At 66.0% G+C, this 17,712-nt stretch carries 13 protein-coding genes and 1 pseudogene; 3 read left to right on the forward strand and 11 right to left on the reverse strand.

Annotated elements, in window-relative coordinates:
- Positions 1–36 precede the first annotated feature (36 nt).
- Positions 37–2,604 carry an MMPL family transporter gene (locus ACMVY4_RS11850; RefSeq protein WP_416896233.1) on the reverse strand — a complete coding sequence of 856 codons (2,568 nt, stop codon included), beginning with the start codon at positions 2,602–2,604 and terminating at the stop codon, positions 37–39.
- 102 nt (positions 2,605–2,706) lie between these two features.
- Here ACMVY4_RS11850 and ACMVY4_RS11855 point away from each other — a divergent pair, with 102 nt between their 5' ends.
- Genes ACMVY4_RS11855 through ACMVY4_RS11865 form a run of 3 tightly spaced genes read left to right on the forward strand, consistent with a single transcriptional unit; the run spans position 2,707 to position 4,965 of the window.
- The gene (locus ACMVY4_RS11855) at positions 2,707–3,321 is read left to right on the forward strand and encodes an ABC transporter substrate-binding protein (RefSeq protein WP_416896234.1); all 615 of its coding nucleotides are present in this window, start codon (positions 2,707–2,709) and stop codon (positions 3,319–3,321) included.
- A gap of 16 nt (positions 3,322–3,337) precedes the next feature.
- Positions 3,338–4,285, forward strand: coding sequence for a hypothetical protein (locus ACMVY4_RS11860; protein ID WP_416896235.1), 948 nt, complete (start codon positions 3,338–3,340; stop codon positions 4,283–4,285).
- Positions 4,282–4,965, forward strand: a complete 684-nt coding sequence (locus tag ACMVY4_RS11865) for an SDR family oxidoreductase (RefSeq protein WP_416896236.1) — start codon at positions 4,282–4,284, stop codon at positions 4,963–4,965. Before ACMVY4_RS11860 ends, ACMVY4_RS11865 begins: the two co-directional genes overlap by 4 nt.
- 132 nt (positions 4,966–5,097) lie before the next feature.
- Here the strand turns inward: ACMVY4_RS11865 and ACMVY4_RS11870 are convergent, their stop codons facing one another.
- The 10 genes and pseudogenes from ACMVY4_RS11870 to ACMVY4_RS11915 all read right to left on the reverse strand — a co-directional run bounded on the left by ACMVY4_RS11870 (position 5,098) and on the right by ACMVY4_RS11915 (position 17,709).
- Positions 5,098–6,861, reverse strand: coding sequence for an aminopeptidase P family protein (locus ACMVY4_RS11870; protein WP_416896237.1), 1,764 nt, complete (start codon positions 6,859–6,861; stop codon positions 5,098–5,100).
- On the reverse strand, positions 6,858–7,712 hold the full coding sequence (locus tag ACMVY4_RS11875) for a 50S ribosomal protein L11 methyltransferase (protein ID WP_416896238.1): 855 nt from the start codon (positions 7,710–7,712) through the stop codon (positions 6,858–6,860). The genes ACMVY4_RS11870 and ACMVY4_RS11875 overlap by 4 nt, the downstream gene beginning before the upstream one ends.
- Positions 7,705–8,343, reverse strand: coding sequence for a DUF1194 domain-containing protein (locus ACMVY4_RS11880; RefSeq protein ID WP_416896239.1), 639 nt, complete (start codon positions 8,341–8,343; stop codon positions 7,705–7,707). Before ACMVY4_RS11880 ends, ACMVY4_RS11875 begins: the two co-directional genes overlap by 8 nt.
- Before the next feature lie 92 nt (positions 8,344–8,435).
- Entirely contained in the window at positions 8,436–9,272 is an 837-nt protein-coding gene (locus ACMVY4_RS11885) for a class I SAM-dependent methyltransferase (RefSeq protein WP_416896240.1), read from the reverse strand.
- A 13-nt stretch (positions 9,273–9,285) separates the two neighbouring features.
- The gene (gene asnB / locus ACMVY4_RS11890) at positions 9,286–11,172 is read right to left on the reverse strand and encodes an asparagine synthase (glutamine-hydrolyzing) (protein WP_416896241.1); all 1,887 of its coding nucleotides are present in this window, start codon (positions 11,170–11,172) and stop codon (positions 9,286–9,288) included.
- Between the two features lie 15 nt (positions 11,173–11,187).
- Positions 11,188–12,360, reverse strand: coding sequence for an ABC transporter permease (locus ACMVY4_RS11895; protein ID WP_416896242.1), 1,173 nt, complete (start codon positions 12,358–12,360; stop codon positions 11,188–11,190).
- A pseudogene (locus tag ACMVY4_RS11900) lies at positions 12,357–13,383 on the reverse strand (ABC transporter permease). Before ACMVY4_RS11900 ends, ACMVY4_RS11895 begins: the two are co-directional and overlap by 4 nt.
- 23 nt (positions 13,384–13,406) lie before the next feature.
- Positions 13,407–15,311, reverse strand: a complete 1,905-nt coding sequence (locus tag ACMVY4_RS11905; RefSeq protein ID WP_416896243.1) for an ABC transporter substrate-binding protein — start codon at positions 15,309–15,311, stop codon at positions 13,407–13,409.
- Complete coding sequence (locus ACMVY4_RS11910; RefSeq protein WP_416896244.1) at positions 15,308–17,203, reverse strand: ABC transporter ATP-binding protein; 1,896 nt, start codon at positions 17,201–17,203, stop codon at positions 15,308–15,310. Before ACMVY4_RS11910 ends, ACMVY4_RS11905 begins: the two co-directional genes overlap by 4 nt.
- A complete protein-coding gene (locus ACMVY4_RS11915) occupies positions 17,200–17,709 on the reverse strand; it encodes a hypothetical protein (protein WP_416896245.1) in 510 nt (169 codons plus the stop codon). The genes ACMVY4_RS11910 and ACMVY4_RS11915 overlap by 4 nt, the downstream gene beginning before the upstream one ends.
- Positions 17,710–17,712: the final 3 nt, after the last annotated feature.

Here is a 17,712-nt window from a genome sequence, read left to right on the forward strand (position 1 = left end):
TACACGCTACTGTTCGCACCCGCAACATGCGGTTGATCACATCGGCGTATTTCGCCTGTCGATCAACCGGATAAGAGCCGGCGTCCAGATCAGCGTATAGAAAAGTATGGACAGGATAGCGATGGTCAACAGCATACCCATCGAAGCCATGCCCATGTGTTGCGATAATGCCAGACTTCCGAAGCTGGCGAGGGTGGTCAGGGAGCTGAACAGCACGGCCCTCGGCGTCGAGGTGCGCATCAGGCTGGCAGCATCTCCGGTCCCGCGGCGGCGCATCACAAGATGCACCGAACTGGCGACACCGAGTCCGAACAGCAGCGGCAGCACGATCACGTTGGCGAAGTTCAACTGGATGCCCAGCGCCCAGGCGGCTGCGAAGGTCGAAAGCGCCGCCATCGCCACCGGCGCGGCGCAGAGCAGGACGTCGTCGATCCGGCGCAGCACGGCGCCCATCAGCAGAAGCACCAGAACCGCCGCGATGATGGCAGCTTCCTGAAAACTGCCGCGAACCGCCTCGCCGGCAAAGGTGACCATGACCGGCGCGCCTGTCGCCGACGGCATCGCCGCCTGCGTGGCTTCCGCATAGTCCGTCATCGTCCAGTCCGAAGAGAACGGCGCGCCCGGGAAGACCTCGATCCGGCGTCGTCCGTCCTCGGCGATCCACTGCGTGCGCAGGCTGTCCGGCAGGTCGGCCTCGGTTACCGGACCGGCCTCGAAGGCCAGCCGAAGATCGTCCAGCCAGGGTCCGAGTAGGCCGGTGGCGCGCCCCTCGAGGCGATCGAGACCCGGATCGTCGAGCGCTGTGAGGGCGCTGGCCAGACGGCTGGCCTCGGATTGCAGCGGTGACGGCGATGTGTCGCCGACCGTTGCCGTGAAGCTCTCGATGGCGGCGCGGCGGGCCTCCGCGGAAGGCGGCTCGGCCGGCTGGGCCATCAGGACCGGGAAGAGAAACAGCGCCGCGTTCTCCAGCGCCGCCAGCTTCTGATCCTGATCGTCCGGGATGAATTTTTCCAGATAGACGACCCTGCCACCTCTCGAGACGAGCTTCAGCCGATCCTCGACTGCGGTCATGTCGGTATCGGCCGACACCAGACCGTCGATGGCGTGGACCGAACGGTTCTCGGCGCTCTCGAGATCCCGGTAGGCCTGAACGGATTCCGAGGCAGGGTCCTTCAGATTGACCGGATCGGAATCGAAGCGGACCAGGGGCGCGGTGGCCAGACCGGCGACGGCGAGGATGATCCCCGCGAAGACCAGCGGGCGGGCCGGCATGCTGCGACTGTCGAACCGGCTCGGCTGCGCTGCAACTGTTGCACCGGTCGGCGCAGCACCGGTCAGCAGGGCTGGTAGCAGGGTCAGGTTCAACGCCAGCGCGATCACCATGCTGCCGGCCGCGATGATGCCCAGTTCGGCGAGCCCCAGATAGTCGGTCGGCAGGAAGGCGAGGAAACCGATGGCGGCCGCCAGGGCGCTCAGTGTCAGCGATCCGCCGACGCTGGCGGCGGTCCGCCGGACCGGGTCGCCGTCTTCACCCGTTGCTTCCCGGAAGCGCAGGCTGAAATGGATCGAGAAATCGACGGCGAGGCCGATGAACAGCACGGCGAACGCGACCGAGAGCAGGTTGAGCTGACCCACCGCCAGTGTCGCGAAGCCGAGGCTGATCACCAGTCCCGAAACCAGAACCGCCAGCGTGGCGAGCACGGGCCGGATGCCGCGCAGCCCGATGATCAGAAGCAGCAGGATGCCGATGCCGGATACGATGCCGGCGGTCGAGCCGCCGAGTTTCACGCTCTCCAGTTCCTCTGTGTTGAGTGCGGCATTGCCCGTGAGCCGGTAGCTGACGCCCTCGATCCCGTGATCGGCGAATATGGTGCGCAGATCGCCGATCGCGGCCTTGGCGGGTGAGAGCGAGGCGTAGTCCTGGACGGGTTTCGCGACCACGATCTGGCGGCCGTCCAGTCCGCGCTGCCCTTCCACGGCGAGTTGACGCCGCCAGGACAGCACCCGGGGCGCATCGGGGTCGTTTTCGGCCATGTCGGCAAGGGTCGCGACCAGTTCGGTCAGCTGCGCGGTCTGCACGCTCTCCGGATCGGCCTCGGCCAGCGCGAGTTCCAGCATGTCCAGCAGGCCGGTCAGATCCGGCCGCTCGGCAAGCACGGCCAGCAGCCCCTGCGCGGCCGCCAGCCGGTCCAGCAGGTCCTGCAGCCGCTCCGGCGGCATGAACATCAGGCCCTGCCGCCGCAGATACGGGTCGATTCCTGTGGCCTGAACGTGTTCGAACCGTTCGGGCCGGCTCTCCAGACGTTCGGCAAGATCGCGGGCGGCCAGTTCGGCCAGTTCCGGCGCCGGCGCGTCGATGACGATGGCGATCTGATTGCCGTACCAGGGAAAGGCGGCGCGGAAATCGAGATTGGCCCGCCGGAACGGCGTCTCAGGCGAGATCATGTCCAGCGTGTCGGTGTTGATCGAGAGCTGCCGGGCGGCATAAACCCCCGACAGGACGGTCATCATCAGCACCAGCGCAACCGTCAGCCAGCGCCGGCGGGCCGACCAGACGGCGATCCGCGCGGGCAAACCGGTCACAGTGGCTGGCTGATCCTGCATGTGGCGCGGCTTCTCCTCCGGACGGGTTGGCGCAGATCGAAGCCGCGCACATATGATGCTCTAGCCGACCGTCAACCTGCCGTCGAGAACTGGAAAAGCAACGTGATCCGCAGCTTCAAATTCCGCCTGCCTATTCTGGCTCTGGCCGCCGCCCTGACGCTGGCGTCCGTGCCGGCTTCCGCCGCCGGCGAGCGGGAGGCCATCGAGCGCCTGAATTCGGTCCTCGTCGAAACCATGAAGGGCGGGGAGGCGAAGGGCTTCGACTGGCGCTACGAGCAGCTCGACGCGCCGCTGTCGTCGCTGTTCGACTTCCGCACCATGACCCAGGTCGGGCTGCAACGGTACTGGTCCGATCTCGCCGAGGCCGAACGGACGGCGATCACCGAGGCCTTCGAGCGCATGTCGATTGCCACTTTCGCGGGCCGGTTCGACGCCTACAATGGCGAGCGTTTCGAGGTTGAGGGGGAGCAGCCCGGACCGCGCGGACTGGTGCTCGTCCCGAGTGTCATTCACCGCGCCGGCAAGGACTCCGTCAAGCTGACCTACGTCATGCGCAATACCGACAAGGGGCCGGTGGTGATCGACATTCTGGCACAGGGCAAGTTCAGCGAACTGGCGCGGCAGCGGGCGGAGATGTCCTCCGTCTACAGCCGCGAGGGCGCTGAGGGGCTGATCGCCTCCCTGAACGCGAAGTCGGCCGAACTGGCCGCCAGATAGGGGCGGTCCCGGGAGCATGCTCTCGGGTCTCGCCTTCGTCGGACGCAACGCCACCATTGTTCTCGCACTAGGCGTCTTTCTCGGTTTCGCCATTCCTTCGCTGGCCGCCTTTGTGCGGCCGTGGCTGGCCATCTTCATCGTCGGACCGCTGGTCATCGCCCTGATGCGGATCGAATGGGGCGAGATCATCGCCTATGCGCGGCGCTGGCGGCTGATGCTGGTGCTCTGCGTCTGGATGCTGATCGTCAGCCCGGTCGCTGTCTTCCTGTCGCTGTACAGCTCGGGTGTTGCGCCGGGCGTGGTGGCGGGGATCGTGCTTATGGCGGCCGCACCGCCCATAGTCTCGGCGGCGGCGATCGCGCTGATCCTTGGGCTGGACGGCGCCATCGTGGTGGTGACGACGGTGGCGGCCATGTGGCTGACGCCGCTGATCCTGCCGCCCATGGCGCTGAATCTCCTGGATCTGCACATCGATATCCCGCTTGCGGTGTTCATGGGCCGGCTGGCGCTGGTGATCGCGGTCGCGTTCGCGGCCGCCTGGATCGGCCGTTGGCTGCTGGGGCGGGAGCGCCTCTCGCGGGCGAAGATCCATCTGGACGGGGCGGCGGTGCTGATGATGCTTTGCTTCGTCGTCGGCGTCTTCGACGGGGTGACGGAGATGACGCTGGCGCAGCCCGGGCATGTGCTTCTGGCCGCCCTGCTCGGCTACGTCTTCAACATCGGTCTTCAGGCCGTGTCGGCCGCGGTGTTCTGGAAGCTGGGGCCGCGCGTTGCGCTCTCCGTCGGGCTGATGGCCGGCAACTGCAACATGGGGCTGGTGCTGGTGACGCTGGGGCAGGGGGCGGACGCCGACACGGCCATGTTCTTCGCGGTCGGTCAGCTGCCCATGTATACCTTGCCCATGCTGCTGACGCCGCTCTACCGTCGGCTGATCCGCGAGCACAGCGAAAGGGAAGCGACATGAGCAGGACCGTACTGATCACCGGCGCCGGGCGCGGCATCGGGCGCAAGCTGGCCGAGCACTACATGGGCGACGGCGCGAACGTGCTGCTGACGGCCCGCGATCCCTCGACGCTGGACGATCTGGCCGCGGGCGGCGCCGAGGTCTTCAAGCTCGAGGTCACCGATGCCGGCGATATCGCGCAGCTGAAATCCGCGCTGGGCAGCCGTCCCATCGACATCCTGATCAACAATGCCGGCATCATAGGCGGGCCGGGCCCGCAGACCTTCGGCGATCTGATCATGGATGACTGGGCCGAGACCATGCGGATCAACGTCTTCGCGCCCTTCGCCATCACCGAGGCGCTGATCGACAACGTGATGGCCAGCACCGAGAAGAAGTTCATCGTGATTTCCAGCCGGATGGGCTCGATCTCGCAGAACACGGCGCCGGACAAGATCATCTACCGCTCGTCCAAGGCGGCCGTGAACATGGTCTGGAAATGCCTGCACAACCGCCTGGCGTCGAAGGGCGCCATTGTCGTGCCGCTGCATCCGGGCTGGGTCTCGACCGACATGGGTGGTTCCGGCGCGCCCGTGACGCCGGAGGACAGCGCCGAGGGGCTGGCGAAGGTAATCGACGGCCTCAAGGCCAGGGATTCCGCGCAGCTGTTCGACTACCAGCGCGAGGAAATCGGCTGGTAGCGGAGCCGGACTGCAGAACACTTCCGTATCCCGGGCTTGACGCGGGATCCATTCCTGAGCGCTGCCGCCGCCGCCGATCGTTGGTCGAATCTCCGGATTGGGCCCTGGATCAAGTCCAGGGGGGCGCCCGGCTCAGACCGGCCGGGTCGCAGCTTCAAGCCAGCCGGCGGCATCGCCGACCAGCGGCCTGAGCTTCTCGCGGACGCCTTCGTGATAGGCGTTGAGCCAGGCCTTCTCGTCGCCGTTCAGCAGGTCCAGGTCCACCAGCCTGAGATCGATCGGCGCCTGGGTCAGGGTCTCGAACTCGAGCGTCGGGCGTTCGCCGTCCGCGGCTTCGGCCTCCCGCACACAGACCAGATTCTCGATCCGGATGCCGTATTCGCCGGTCTTGTAGTAGCCGGGCTCGTTGGAGACGATCATACCCGGCTCCAGCGCCACCGAATTCGGGATCTTGGAGATCCGCTGCGGGCCTTCATGGACGCTCAGATAGCTGCCGACGCCGTGGCCGGTACCGTGATCGAAGTCCAGCCCGGCCTGCCAGAGCGGCAGCCGCGCCAGCGTGTCTAGCTGGCTGCCCGTCGTACCCTTCGGGAAGCGCGCGGTGGCCAGGGCGATATGGCCCTTCAGCACCCGGGTGAAACGGTCCCGCATTTCCGGCGTCGGCTCGCCGATGGCGACAGTGCGGGTGATGTCGGTGGTCCCGTCGAGATACTGCCCGCCTGAATCGACCAGAAAGAGCTCGCCCGGCCCCAGCGGCCGGTTCGTCTCGCCGGTCACGCGGTAATGAACGATGGCCCCGTTCGGTCCTGCGCCGGAAATCGTGTCGAAGGAAAGATCGCGCAGCAGGTTGTCCTCGCGCCGGAACTGTTCCAGCCGGTCCGACGCGGTCATCTCGTCCAGACTGCCGGGGTCATGGGCGTCGATCCAGGCGAGGAACTTCGAGACTGCCGCGCCGTCGCGGACATGCGCCGAGCGCGTTCCGGCGACCTCAACCTCGTTCTTGCGCGCCTTCGGCAGCGCCGTCGGGTCGTCGCCCATGAAAAGCTCCGCCCCGGCCTCCCTGAGGCGGGTGGTGACAGCGGCAACGGCCGTGGTCTGATCGACCAGCACCTTCCTGTCCTTCAGCCCGTCCAGTCCGGCAAGCAGCGTGTCGGGTTCGTGAATGCGGACGTCGTCGCCGAGATGTACGCGCGTTTCGTCCGACAGTTTCGTCGCCGCCATGTAGAGATCGACGGTCGCATCGGCATGCACGATGGCGAAGCCGAGCGGCAGCGGCGTCCGCGGTACGTCGGAGCCGCGGATGTTGAGCAGCCAGGCGATGGATTCCGGCAGGGTCAGCACCGTTGCGTCCAGACCGTGCGCCCCGAGGCTTTCGCCGAGATCCGCAAGCTTCTCGCCATGTGGTTTGCCCGCAAACCGCAGATCATGCGGAACGACTGGCTCCGTTGGCGGTGCAGGCCGGTCGATCCAGATGGCATCGACCGGGTTCTTCGCCAGAGGCGCCAGTTCCGCACCGGCGGCCTTGGCGGCCGTCTCCATCCGGCGGATACCTGCCTCGGTGTGCAGCCAAGGATCGAAGCCGAGCTTCGCACCCTTCCCGAGCGCTTCCTTCAGCCAGGCGGTAGCGGGTTCCTCGGTGACGTGCCGGGTCTCGAAGATGCCTGTATCGACCTGATCCACCACCTGAAGCGTGTAGCGCCCGTCGATATAGATCGAGGCCCGGTCCGTCAGCACGATGGCCATGCCGGCCGAGCCGGTGAAGCCGGTCAGCCACGCCAGCCGCTCGGCGGAGGCCGGCACCCACTCGCCGAAATGCTCGTCGTTCCGGGGCACGATGAACCCGTCCACACCCTGACGCTCCAGTTCGGCCCTGAGGGCCGCTACGCGATCCTTCATGTTACTCCTCCGGGCCGGTGCAGGCGGAGCACGCTCCAGCCGTTCGACCGCCATTCCTCCGCCAGTTGCAGGCCCTCAAGCCGGTATCGCGCCATGATCATCGGGACCTGGCGCGTCAGCAGCCCGGCCAGTACCAGATCGCCGTCGGGCGCGACCTCGCGGGCGACATCCGCAGCCATGGCCACCAGCGGCCGGGCCAGGATGTTGGCAAAGACAAGATCGTAGGGCCGATTGCGGACGACAAGCCCGTGCCGGACACCGTCGGCATGTTCGAAGCCGCAGAGATGGCCCGCATCGTTGAGCCAGGCGTTCTCGCGCGCGACATCGATGGATTTCGCGTCGATGTCGGTGCCGACGGCGCGGGCGTTGGTCAGGCGGGCGGCGCAGATGGCAAGGATCCCGGCGCCGGTACCGACATCCAGCACCTGCCGGACATTCCGCCGCCTCGCAATCCGCTGCAGCATCACCAGGCAGCCGGTCGTGCTCTCATGGCGGCCCGTCCCGAAGGCCTGCCCGGCCTCGATCACCAGATCGATGATGCCGACCGGCGGCGGCGCGTCCCAGCCGCCGCGGATGTGGAAGCGCCCGATGCGGATGGCGGGCAGGGCCGCCTGCGACTGGGCGACCCAGTCCTGCTGGATCAGCGGCTCCATGGTGGTCTCGCCCGGCAGCGGCCAGTCGTCCGGGCGCGCCTCGACGATGGCCTCGACACGCCAGCGGCCGTCATCGGCCCTGAACACGGAGGTCGAGAGCGGCAGGTCGCCGAGCAGGTCCTCGATCTCTTCCAGCCCGGAAAGGGCGGTCAGCGTGACCACCTGCCAGTATCCGGTCTCTTCGCCGATCTCACTCAATGTGGCGCGGTTCCTCTTCCTCGGCCCGGGCAATGGGCGTGCCCATGATCTCGCGCAGCAGTTTCATGCGGATGGCGCGCGCGAAGTCCACATAATCCGTCGCGGTGATGATGAAAGCCCCGCTGCCGGTGATGACGTCGCTGCGGAAGTAGTGATCCAGTCGCGGCTCCTCGTTCAGGATCGCGATGCCGTTGATGACGATGCCGGCCTCGCGCGCCAGTTCGCGGGTCTCCTGCGGCAGGCGTCCCTCGTTCGAGCCGCCGTCGCCGGAGATGTCGATCACGTTGCGCCGCGCAATGAAGCCCAGGTCCCGGATCAGGCCGACGCTGTGGGCCATGGCCTCGCCCAGCGCGGTCTTGCCGCCGGTCATGGCACGCGGAGCGCTTGAAATGCGGCCTGCCAGCCGGTCGATGTCCTCGAAGCTCTGCAGCAGGGTCCAGGGCACGACCTGCACCTGCTCGTCGACCGCCGACCATTGCACCAGCGTGACCGCGAGGCCGCGCGGGGCGGCGGTGGTGATGGCGTACTGCACGGACGGATCGCGGAAGGCGGCTGCAAGTCCCGCCATCTGCAGGCTGTATTCCTTGTTGTCGACGCTGCGGGAGGTATCCACCGCGAGCACAAGCGCCATGTCGATGCGCTCCTGCGCCAGCGCGGACGACGCCGCGAGGAGCAGGAGGCCGAGGCCGGCCGCCCTACCGGTCCATCCTCGGTGCATTCGGTTCATCGCGGTGTCAGATGCGCCCAGAGGTGCCATCCCATCAGACGTCCACCCGGCCAGTTGGTGACCGGCAGGGGCGGGGCGTACATGAAGCGCTTGTAGGTCTTCGTCACCTGGAAATGCGGGAAGTCCTTCTCGACCTCCGCGCGGTCGTAGACCTTGGAGTAGGGGTTGCCGGCGCCGTCCGTCGAGCGGTGAATGAAGTTGTCCATAGCCAGATAGCGCCCGAGCCCCATCTGCTTCGCGTTGTCGTAGTGTTCGGCGTAGATGCCGCCGCCCCGGACGCCCAGCGTCACCATGGCCGCGAGCCCCAGCCGCCGCAGCACCGAAATGGCCACCAGGTAGTTCAGCGACCATTTCGCATACATCATGATGATCAGTTCGCCGCCCGGCCGGATCAGGCGCCGAAGCTCGGTCTCGGCCGTGGCGATATCGGGCACGTGATGCAGCACGCCGTGGCTGAAGATGATGTCGAAGCTGTCGTCGTCATAGGGGGCGTCGAGGATCGAGCCCTGCTTGACGGCGCCGAAATCGAGGCCCCGGAGCGCCATGCGCGTCGAGGTCCGGTCCACGGCCTCCTGCGTCAGGTCGAGGCCCGACCAGCGCCCGCCGCGGCGGATGATCTGCTCGGAATCGGCGCCCTGGCCCAACCCGATCTCGAGCACCTCCTTGCCGCGCCAGTCGATGCCGTCGAGGCAGCCGATGATGTGGCCTTCCTTGCGGTAGCGGAAGGCGTCGTAGCGGTTGAAGAAGTCGAGATAGTCGTCCTTCAGACCGCCCACCTGATGATCGCCGCACGGGTGGGTTTCCCAGAAGGACGCGACTTGCTGTTCGTTCATGCGGAGACGGTCCTTACGGATTCAGGCCGTAGCGGCGCAGGAAAAGTTCGAAGCTGATCAGGGTCCATATCAGCTTTTCCTGATTCTGGCGGCCAGACGCGTGTTCGTCCAGTATGCGGGCCAGTTCGCCGCGGTCGTAGAGCGGTGCCGAGCGGCTGTCGGCGCCGGTCAGGTGGTCTCGGACCCAGTCGCGCATCGTCGTCCGGAACCATTCGTTCACCGGCACGCGGAAGCCGACCTTCGGGCGGTTCAGGATCTTCTCAGGCAGGATCCGGCGCATCCCTTCGCGCAGCACCCACTTGTCCTCGCCGCCCCGGATCCGGCAGTCGTCCGGCAGCTTCGAGACCGTCTCGGCGAGGACGTGATCCATGAAGGGCATTCGGCCTTCGATGGAGGCCGCCATGGTCATGCGGTCGCCGCGCTCCAGCAGGTTGTCCGGCAGCCATGAGGTCTGGTCGAAATGCTGCAGACGCCGCAGCGTGCCAACGTCGGCGGGCGCCTCGAAGGGGGTGGTGTCGAACGGCGCGGCTTCGATGGCCTGGGCCAGCAGCCGGTCGCGCGCCGCGGGGCCGAGCACCCCGAACCAGCGCGGGTAGCGGTCGCGGATATCGCGTTCGGACAGGCTGTCGAACAGCGTCTTGATGCGCCGGAAGCTGTAGGGCAGGGCAGCCACCAGCGGGCGTATCAGGCCGGTATGCGCGAAGCCCGGCACCAGAGCGTGGTAGCGGGCGGCGTAGCGTTCGGCCCGATGCTTGGGATAGCCCGCGATCAGTTCGTCCGAGCCTTCGCCGGTCAGCACCATCTTCACACTTCTCCGCGCCTCTTCCGAAAGCAGGTAGATCGGAATGTCCGAAGGCTCGGCGACGGGCGCGTCGCGGAAGCCGATAAGGCCTGGCAGCCAGTCCATCAGCGTGTCGGCAGAGACTTCCAGCTCGTGGTGGTTGGTGCCGAACTGATCGGCGATCTCCTTCGCATAGCCGAGTTCGCTGTAGGCGCCTTCGGCGAATCCGACGGAGAAGGTGTTCACCGGGACCGTGCTGATCTGGCTCATCAGCGCCACGATCGCCGAGGAATCGATACCGCCGGACAGGAACGCCCCGAAGGGCACGTCGGCGATCATACGCAGCTCGACAGACTGGTGCAGCACGTCCATGAACCGGGATACCGGATCGCCGGTCAGCGGCTCGGGCGAGACGCGGCTGTCCGGCGTCGTCCAGTAGCGGCGGATCTCGACCTTGCCGTTCTCGCAGACCGCGACGGAGGCCGGCGGCAGCTTGACGATTCCGTCGAAGAAGGTGAGCGGGCCGGGCACGTAGCGGAAGTTCAGATAGTGCGGAACGGCGCCGAGGTTCAGTCGCGCCTCGATCCCCGGCACGGCGAGCAGCGCCTTGATCTCGGAGGCGAAATAGACGCCTTCGGGGCGGTCGGCCATGAACACGGGTTTCTTGCCGAAGCGGTCGCGGACGACGGTCATCCGGCCGCTGTCATGTTCCCAGATGATGTGGGCGAACATGCCGCGCAGCCGCTCGACCGATTGCGGTCCCCATTCGGCCTGGGCGGCGAGGACGACCTCGGTGTCGGATGTCGTCCGGAAGGTGTGGCCCAGCGCCTCGAGCTCGGCGCGGAGTTCGCGGAAATTGTAGACCTCGCCGTTGAAGACGATGGAGAGCTGCCGTCCGTCCGGCGCGGTGTAGTGCATCGGCTGATCGCCGGTGGCCAGATCGATGATGGACAGACGCCGGTGGCCGAGCCCGCCCCGTCGCGATCCGTCAGGGCTCTGCAGGACAAGCTGTCCTTCGCCATCGGGCCCGCGATGGGCGATGGCGTCGGTCATCGCCTTCAGGACGGACGGGTCGGGTGCGCGGTCGGTCTTCAGATACCAGCCGGCTATGCCGCACATCCGCCGCGGCCGCGCCTACTTGTAGGGGTCGGCCGCGTCGCGCAGTCCGTCGCCGAGGAAGTTGAAGGCCAGCACGACGATGATGACGGGCACCATCGGCCAGAGCAGCCATGGCGTCAGCACGACGGCATTCAGGTTCTGCGCCTCGTTCAGCAGCACGCCCCACGATGTGATCGGCGGTCTGAGGCCAATGCCGAGGAAGGAGAGCGCCGTCTCGCCCAGGATCATCGCCGGGATCGACAGCGAGGCGCTGGCGATGAGGTGGCTCATGAAGCTGGGCAGCAGGTGCCGACCGATGATGCGCTTCGGACTGGCGCCCATCAGCTGCGCGGCGACGGTGAAGTCCTCCTCGCGCAACGACAGCAGCTTCGATCTGACGGCGCGGGCCAGCGATGGCCAGTCGAACAGCGCAAGTATCAATGTGATGCCGAAGAAGACGAGCAATGGCGACCAGTTGGCCGGCAGGGCAGCGGACAGCGCCATCCAGAGCGGCAGCTCCGGGAAGGAGCGGATCATCTCGATGATGCGCTGGATGATGTTGTCGACCCAGCCGCCGTAATAGCCGGAGATGCCGCCCAGCACGATGCCGAGGATGAAGCTGAGCGTGATGCCGATCAGGCCGACGGTGAGCGAGATCCTGGCGCCGTAGATGATGCGGCTGAGGATGTCGCGGCCCAGCCGGTCGGTGCCGAGCAGGAAGAACGTTCCTCCCTCGGCCGGGCAGACGAAGTGGAACCGGCCCTCGATCATGCCGAAATACTGGTACTCGTCGCCCAGGCAGAAGAAGCGGAGCGGCTGCACCTTCTCCGGATTGGGCGTGTAGATGCGCTGCCGCAGGTCGCGGTCCTTGGTCAGGTCGTAGCCATAGACGAACGGGCCGACGAACGAGCCCTCGTGGAAGAGGTGGACCATCTGCGGCGGGGCCAGGATGTGCTTGGAATCGCGCGCATTCAGATCGTAGGGCGCGATCAGTTCGCTCATCAGCACCGAGAGATAGAACAACAGCAGGACGAGGCCCGAGATCATCGCCAGCTTGTGGCGGCGGAACTTCCACCACATCAGCTGCCACTGCGACGCCAGATAGAACTTTTCCTGTTCCGGCGTCAGGGTCTCGCGGGAATGCGGATCAAACGGCTGGTCGTCGACCCAGTGCTGCAGGCGGCCGCCTTCGGGATCGGACACGCTCATTTGGCGACACCTCCGCCCAGACGGATACGGGGATCGAGCATGGCCAGCAGCAGGTCGGAAATCAGCATGCCGACGACCGTCAGGAAGGCCAGGAACATCAGGATCGAGCCGGCCAGATACTGATCCTGGCTCTGCAGCGCCTGAAGCAGGATCGGACCCAGCGTGGGCAGCTGCATGACGACGGCGACGATGGCCGAACCGGAAACCACCGACGGCAGCAGGTTGCCGATATCGGCGATGAACGGGTTCAGGGCCATGCGCACCGGATACTTGACCAGCAGCTTGCCCGGCGGCACGCCCTTGGCGCGTGCGGTGACGACATACTGCTTCTGCAACTCGTCCAGCAGGTTGGCGCGCAGGCGCCGGATCATGCCGGCCGTGCCGGACGTGCCGATGACGATGACCGGCGCGATCAGGTGGGCGAAGACGGAGCCGATCTTGCCCATCGTCCATTCCTCGCCGAGATATTCCGGATCCATCAGGCCGCCGATCGAGACGCCGAACCAGAGATTGCCGAAATACATGATGATCAGGGCCAGCAGGAAGTTCGGCGTGGCGAGACCGAGATAGCCGAGGAAGGTGAACCCGTAGTCACCCCACGAGTACTGCCTGGTGGCCGAATAGACGCCGATGGGGAACGAGACCACGTAGATGAACAGGATGGTCACGAAGTTCAGCAGCATCGACAGGAACAGGCGGTCGCCGACCACATCGGCCACGGGCAGGTCCTGTTCGAAGGCCCAGCCCCAGTTGCCCTGCAGGATGCCGTCGAAGCCGCTGGGTCCGGGCCAGAAGCCCATCCACATGCCGTACTGGATGACGGCCGGTTCATCGAGGCCGTACTGCTTGCGCAGGAACTCGACCTTCTCAAGCGCGGCCAGCTTCGCCCTGCGCCTGCAGTTCCTTGACGAGGTTCGACAGATAGTCGCCCTCGGGCAGCTGGATGATCACGAAGGTGACGATCGAGATCACGATCATCGTCGGTATCATGATCAACAGGCGGTGGATGATGTAGGAGAACATCGGTCAGGTCGCGTCCCGGTTCGTCAATTGGTCTGCCGCAGGGCTTCGGTCTCGTACCAGAAACTGTCCGGCCGATAGAGTCCGAAATAGGCGCCCGGGTCCCAGTGATAGACCCCGTTCGCCGGCACGTTCCGCAGGCCGCGGCGCACCACGACCGGCTGCGGCACCGAAGTGACGACACCGATCGAGTAGACCTGTTCCGTGTTGATATCCAGAATTTCCTTCCAGACACGGACGCGCTCGGCGCGCTCGGTGGCCCGGTTCCATTGTTCGGTCAGGGCCACCAGCCTCTTCGGCAGCTCCATGTCCGGCGCCTCGCCCATGGTGCCGCCCGATTCGTAGTGGAGGCCCCATTTCGGCCACTGCAGCCCGAGCTGGCTGGTCGGCGCCAGTTCCTCGGGGCTCATGTCTGGTGTCGCCAGGCCGGCCTGGATGCCGGTCCAGACAGCGATCTGCGACAGGCCGGCCGACACGCGGTTGCGGAAGGTGTCGCGCTGGGTGGGCTTGATGAACAGCTTGATCCCGACCTCGCGCCAGGTCTCCCCGATGAGCTCCAGGATATCGGTCTGCTGCGGATCCTCGCCGGAAGTCTCGACGATCAGTTCCAGCGGCAGGCCGTCGGACAGCCTGCGGATGCCGCCCGGGCCCTTCTTGTCGAGGCCAATCTCGTCGAGGATCTGACGCGCCCGCTTCGGGTCGTAGACGGCATAGCGCGTGGTCATGTCCGCCTGATGCAGCTTGCTGCGCGGCAGGACCGTGTTGTTGGCCTCACGGGCGTCGCCGAAATAGACCACCTCGTTGATCAGTTCCCGGTCGATCGCGAGCGACAGGGCGCGCCGGAAGCGGACGTCACGGAACAGGTCCCGGTAGACCGGATCCTGGTAATTCATGTTGGGGAACAGCGCCATGGTCGAACCCATCGCGGTTTCCCAGGCGTGCACGTCGTAATTGCCGCGGTCCTCGGCTTCTTTCAGGAAGGTCCAGTCGACCAGACGGATGCCGATGGCCTGCAGGTCGGTCTGCCCCGAACCGGCCTGCGCCGGGATCAGCGCCGGCGAGGCGACGGTCAGGATCAGCCTGTCGATATAGGGCAACTGCCGGCCGTTCTCGTCGACCTTGTGGAAATAGGGGTTGCGGACCCCTTCAAAGCGGCCGGCGGACTTGTCCTTGGTGATGTTGCGCCAGGGCTGCAGCGTCGGCAGCTTCACATTGTCGAAGCGGTACATGCGGTCGCGGCGGTTGTGCAGCGACGCCCAGCTCGGACGCTTGCTCTCCTCGACCTTTACCGCCAGTTCCTCTGGATCGGCATACTTGACATGGAACTGCTTCAGATAGTGCGCCGGCCGGTAGATGAAGAGCGGGGAAGCGCTGGCGATGCGCGGCAGGAAGTGCGGGTTCGGTCCCGGCCAGGTGTAGACGACGGTCCACTGGTCCGGGAACGTGACCTGGGGCGGCTCGCCATCGACCTGCATGTAGGCGGGCACGCCGCCCGGATTGAGTTCCTCGTTGAGGACCACATCCTCCCACCAGTACCGGAAGTCCTCGGCGGTCAGGGGATGCCCGTCCGACCACTTGTGGCCCTTCCGGAGATGGAAGGTGAACTTGCGGCCTTCCTCGACCGTGTAGTCGCGCGCGATGTCGGCGATGAAATCGTAGTCCTCGTTGTAGCCGACCAGACGCGCATAGCCGTAGACCACCATGCGGCGCAGATACCGGTCGCGCGGGATCAGCATGTTCAGGTCGCCGCCATGGACGCCCGGCGCCTTGTCGCCGGTGAAGCTGACAACCAGCGGCTCTTCCGGCAGTCGGGCCTCGACCGGCGGCAGCTTGCCTTCGGCCACGGCCTTCTCGAACCAGGGGGTCTCCATCGCCGCCGCCTGCAGGGGCAGCAGCGCCGCGGCAACCAATCCTGCGAACCACCGTCTCATGCCGCAATCTCCGAGATGCTGGCGTTGCGCCGGGCGCGCACATAGTGGCCGTCGCCGAGATCGACCAGCTCGAGTTCGTGGCTGCCGTCGATGGTGAATGGTGCGGGCCATTCGGACGGGATGGAAGCCTTGCCCTCCATCAGCGCCGTCAGGTCGAGCCGGTCGTTCGGATCGGGCTTCGGCACCGCGTTCAGCAGCGCGCGCGTGTAGGGGTGGACCGGGTTGTTGAACAGCGTCTGGCGTTCGGCGGTCTCGACCAGCCGGCCCTGGCACATCACCGCGATGCGGTCGGCCATGTAGTCGATGACCGCCAGGTTGTGTGAGATGAACAGATAGGTCAGGCCGAGCTGTTCCTTCAGATCCTTCAGCAGGTTGAGCACCTGGGCCTGGATCGAGACATCCAGCGCAGAGACCGGCTCGTCACAGATCAGCAGGTCGGGCTGCAGGGCGAGGGCGCGGGCGATGCCGATGCGCTGACGCTGGCCGCCGGAGAAGCTGTGCGGGTAGCGGCGCAGGAACCGTTCGTCGAGGCCGACCAGATGCATCAGTTCGCGGACCCGTTCGATCCGGTCCTTCTTGGTGGCGACCTTGTGGATGATCAGCGGCTCGGAAATGATGTCGAGGACCGTCATGCGCGGGTTCAGCGAGCTGAACGGGTCCTGGAACATGAACTGCACCTTGCGGCGGTAGTTGAAGAGTTCCTTGCCCTTCAGCTTCAGCACATCGACCTGCCGGCCCCGGTCGTTGTAGAGCACCTGCCCGCTGTCGGGCGAGAGGGCGCGCATCAGCACCTTGGAAGTGGTGGTCTTGCCGCAGCCCGACTCGCCCACGAGGCCCAGGCATTCGCCGCGGCGGATATTGAAGCTGACATCGTCGACCGCGATGACGCGCGCGTCGTCGCCGCCAAGCATGCCGCCCTTCTTGATGGTGAAGCTCTTGGACAGGCCACGGACATCCAGTATCGGCTTGTCGATATCGGGGGCGTCCGCCGGCCAGGGTTCCTTGGCCTGCATCATGGCGCCGGCGGAATCGGTCGTGATCTCGCGTATCGGGACCAGCCGCTCCCCGGCCTCCATGTCGAAGCGCGGGACGGCGCGCAGCAGCGCCTGCAGGTAGGGATGCTGGGGCGCGGCGAACAGGTCCTGCAGCGTGCCCCGCTCCATGACCCGGCCGTGATACATGACGACGATCTCGTCGGCCATGTTGGCGACCACGCCGAGGTCGTGGGTGATCATCAGGATGGCCATCTTCAGTTCGGACTGAAGATCGTTCATCAGCTTCAGGATCTGCGCCTGGATGGTCACGTCCAGGGCGGTCGTCGGCTCGTCGGCGATCAGTAGCGACGGTCGGCAGACCAGCGCCATCGCGATGACCGCGCGCTGCCTCAGGCCGCCGGAAAGCTCGAACGGATAGGTCCGCATCGCCTTGGACGGATTCGGGAAGCCGACGAGGCCGAGCATCTCCTCGGAAATCTCGGCAGCCTGCTTGTCCGACTTGTCGGAATGCAGCCGGAGCGCTTCGGAAACCTGATCGCCGACGGTGTGCAGCGGCGACAGGCTGGTCATCGGTTCCTGGAACACGATCGAGACCTTGCTGCCGCGGAGCTGGCGCATCTGCGGCCCGTCGCGCTTCAGCTTGGTGATGTCGACGAAACTGCCGGGCTTCTCGGGGTCGAACAGCAGGATCTCGCCCTGCGCGATCTTCGCGGCCTTGGGCAGAATGCCCATGATGGCCTGGGAGATGACCGTCTTGCCGGAACCGGATTCGCCGACCAGAGCGACCGTCTTGCCTTGCGGGACGCGGAACGACACACCGTCGACCGCCTTGATGACGCCCTCGGAAACGTGAAACTCGACCTTCAGATCGCGCACCCTAAGCACGTTGGTGCTCATTCAGCCCAGCTCCCTGCATCATCCGAGAGGTCGAGGCCCAGTGCGCCCGCGTTCTGACGCGTTGTCGCGTCGAAGCCGATCCCGCGGGACCGTGCCTCGACGATGGCGGTCCTGACGAGTTCCTCGAACCCGTCAAGCGCCTGGTCGATGCGGACTACTGTGCCGTTACCCTTCAGACTCAGTTGCAACCATCCTGACTTTCTATCGCGCCAGGTTGAAAAGTATCTTAACCGGACCTCGCTCAACCCGTCCCACGCGATGCTCCGGTTGACCGGACCCGCAACCCTCAGGCCGTTTCCGTCCGTTTCGTAGCGGCTCAAATGGCGCAGAACCGTTCGTACCCCGAACGCGGCAAAGAGAGCTCCGAGCCCCCCGAACACGGCGACCATGACAGAAGACAGGGGCACAAACAATGCTGGAGCACCGAAGAATGTGAGGCCGATCACCGCCGCGCCGATGTCCCGCAGGGAGGCGGATTTCGGGTAGCGGTATTCGCGTGCCCCCACCCC

Origin of the sequence: Minwuia sp., from assembly GCF_048007105.1 — a bacterium.
Taxonomy (GTDB): domain Bacteria; phylum Pseudomonadota; class Alphaproteobacteria; order Minwuiales; family Minwuiaceae; genus Minwuia.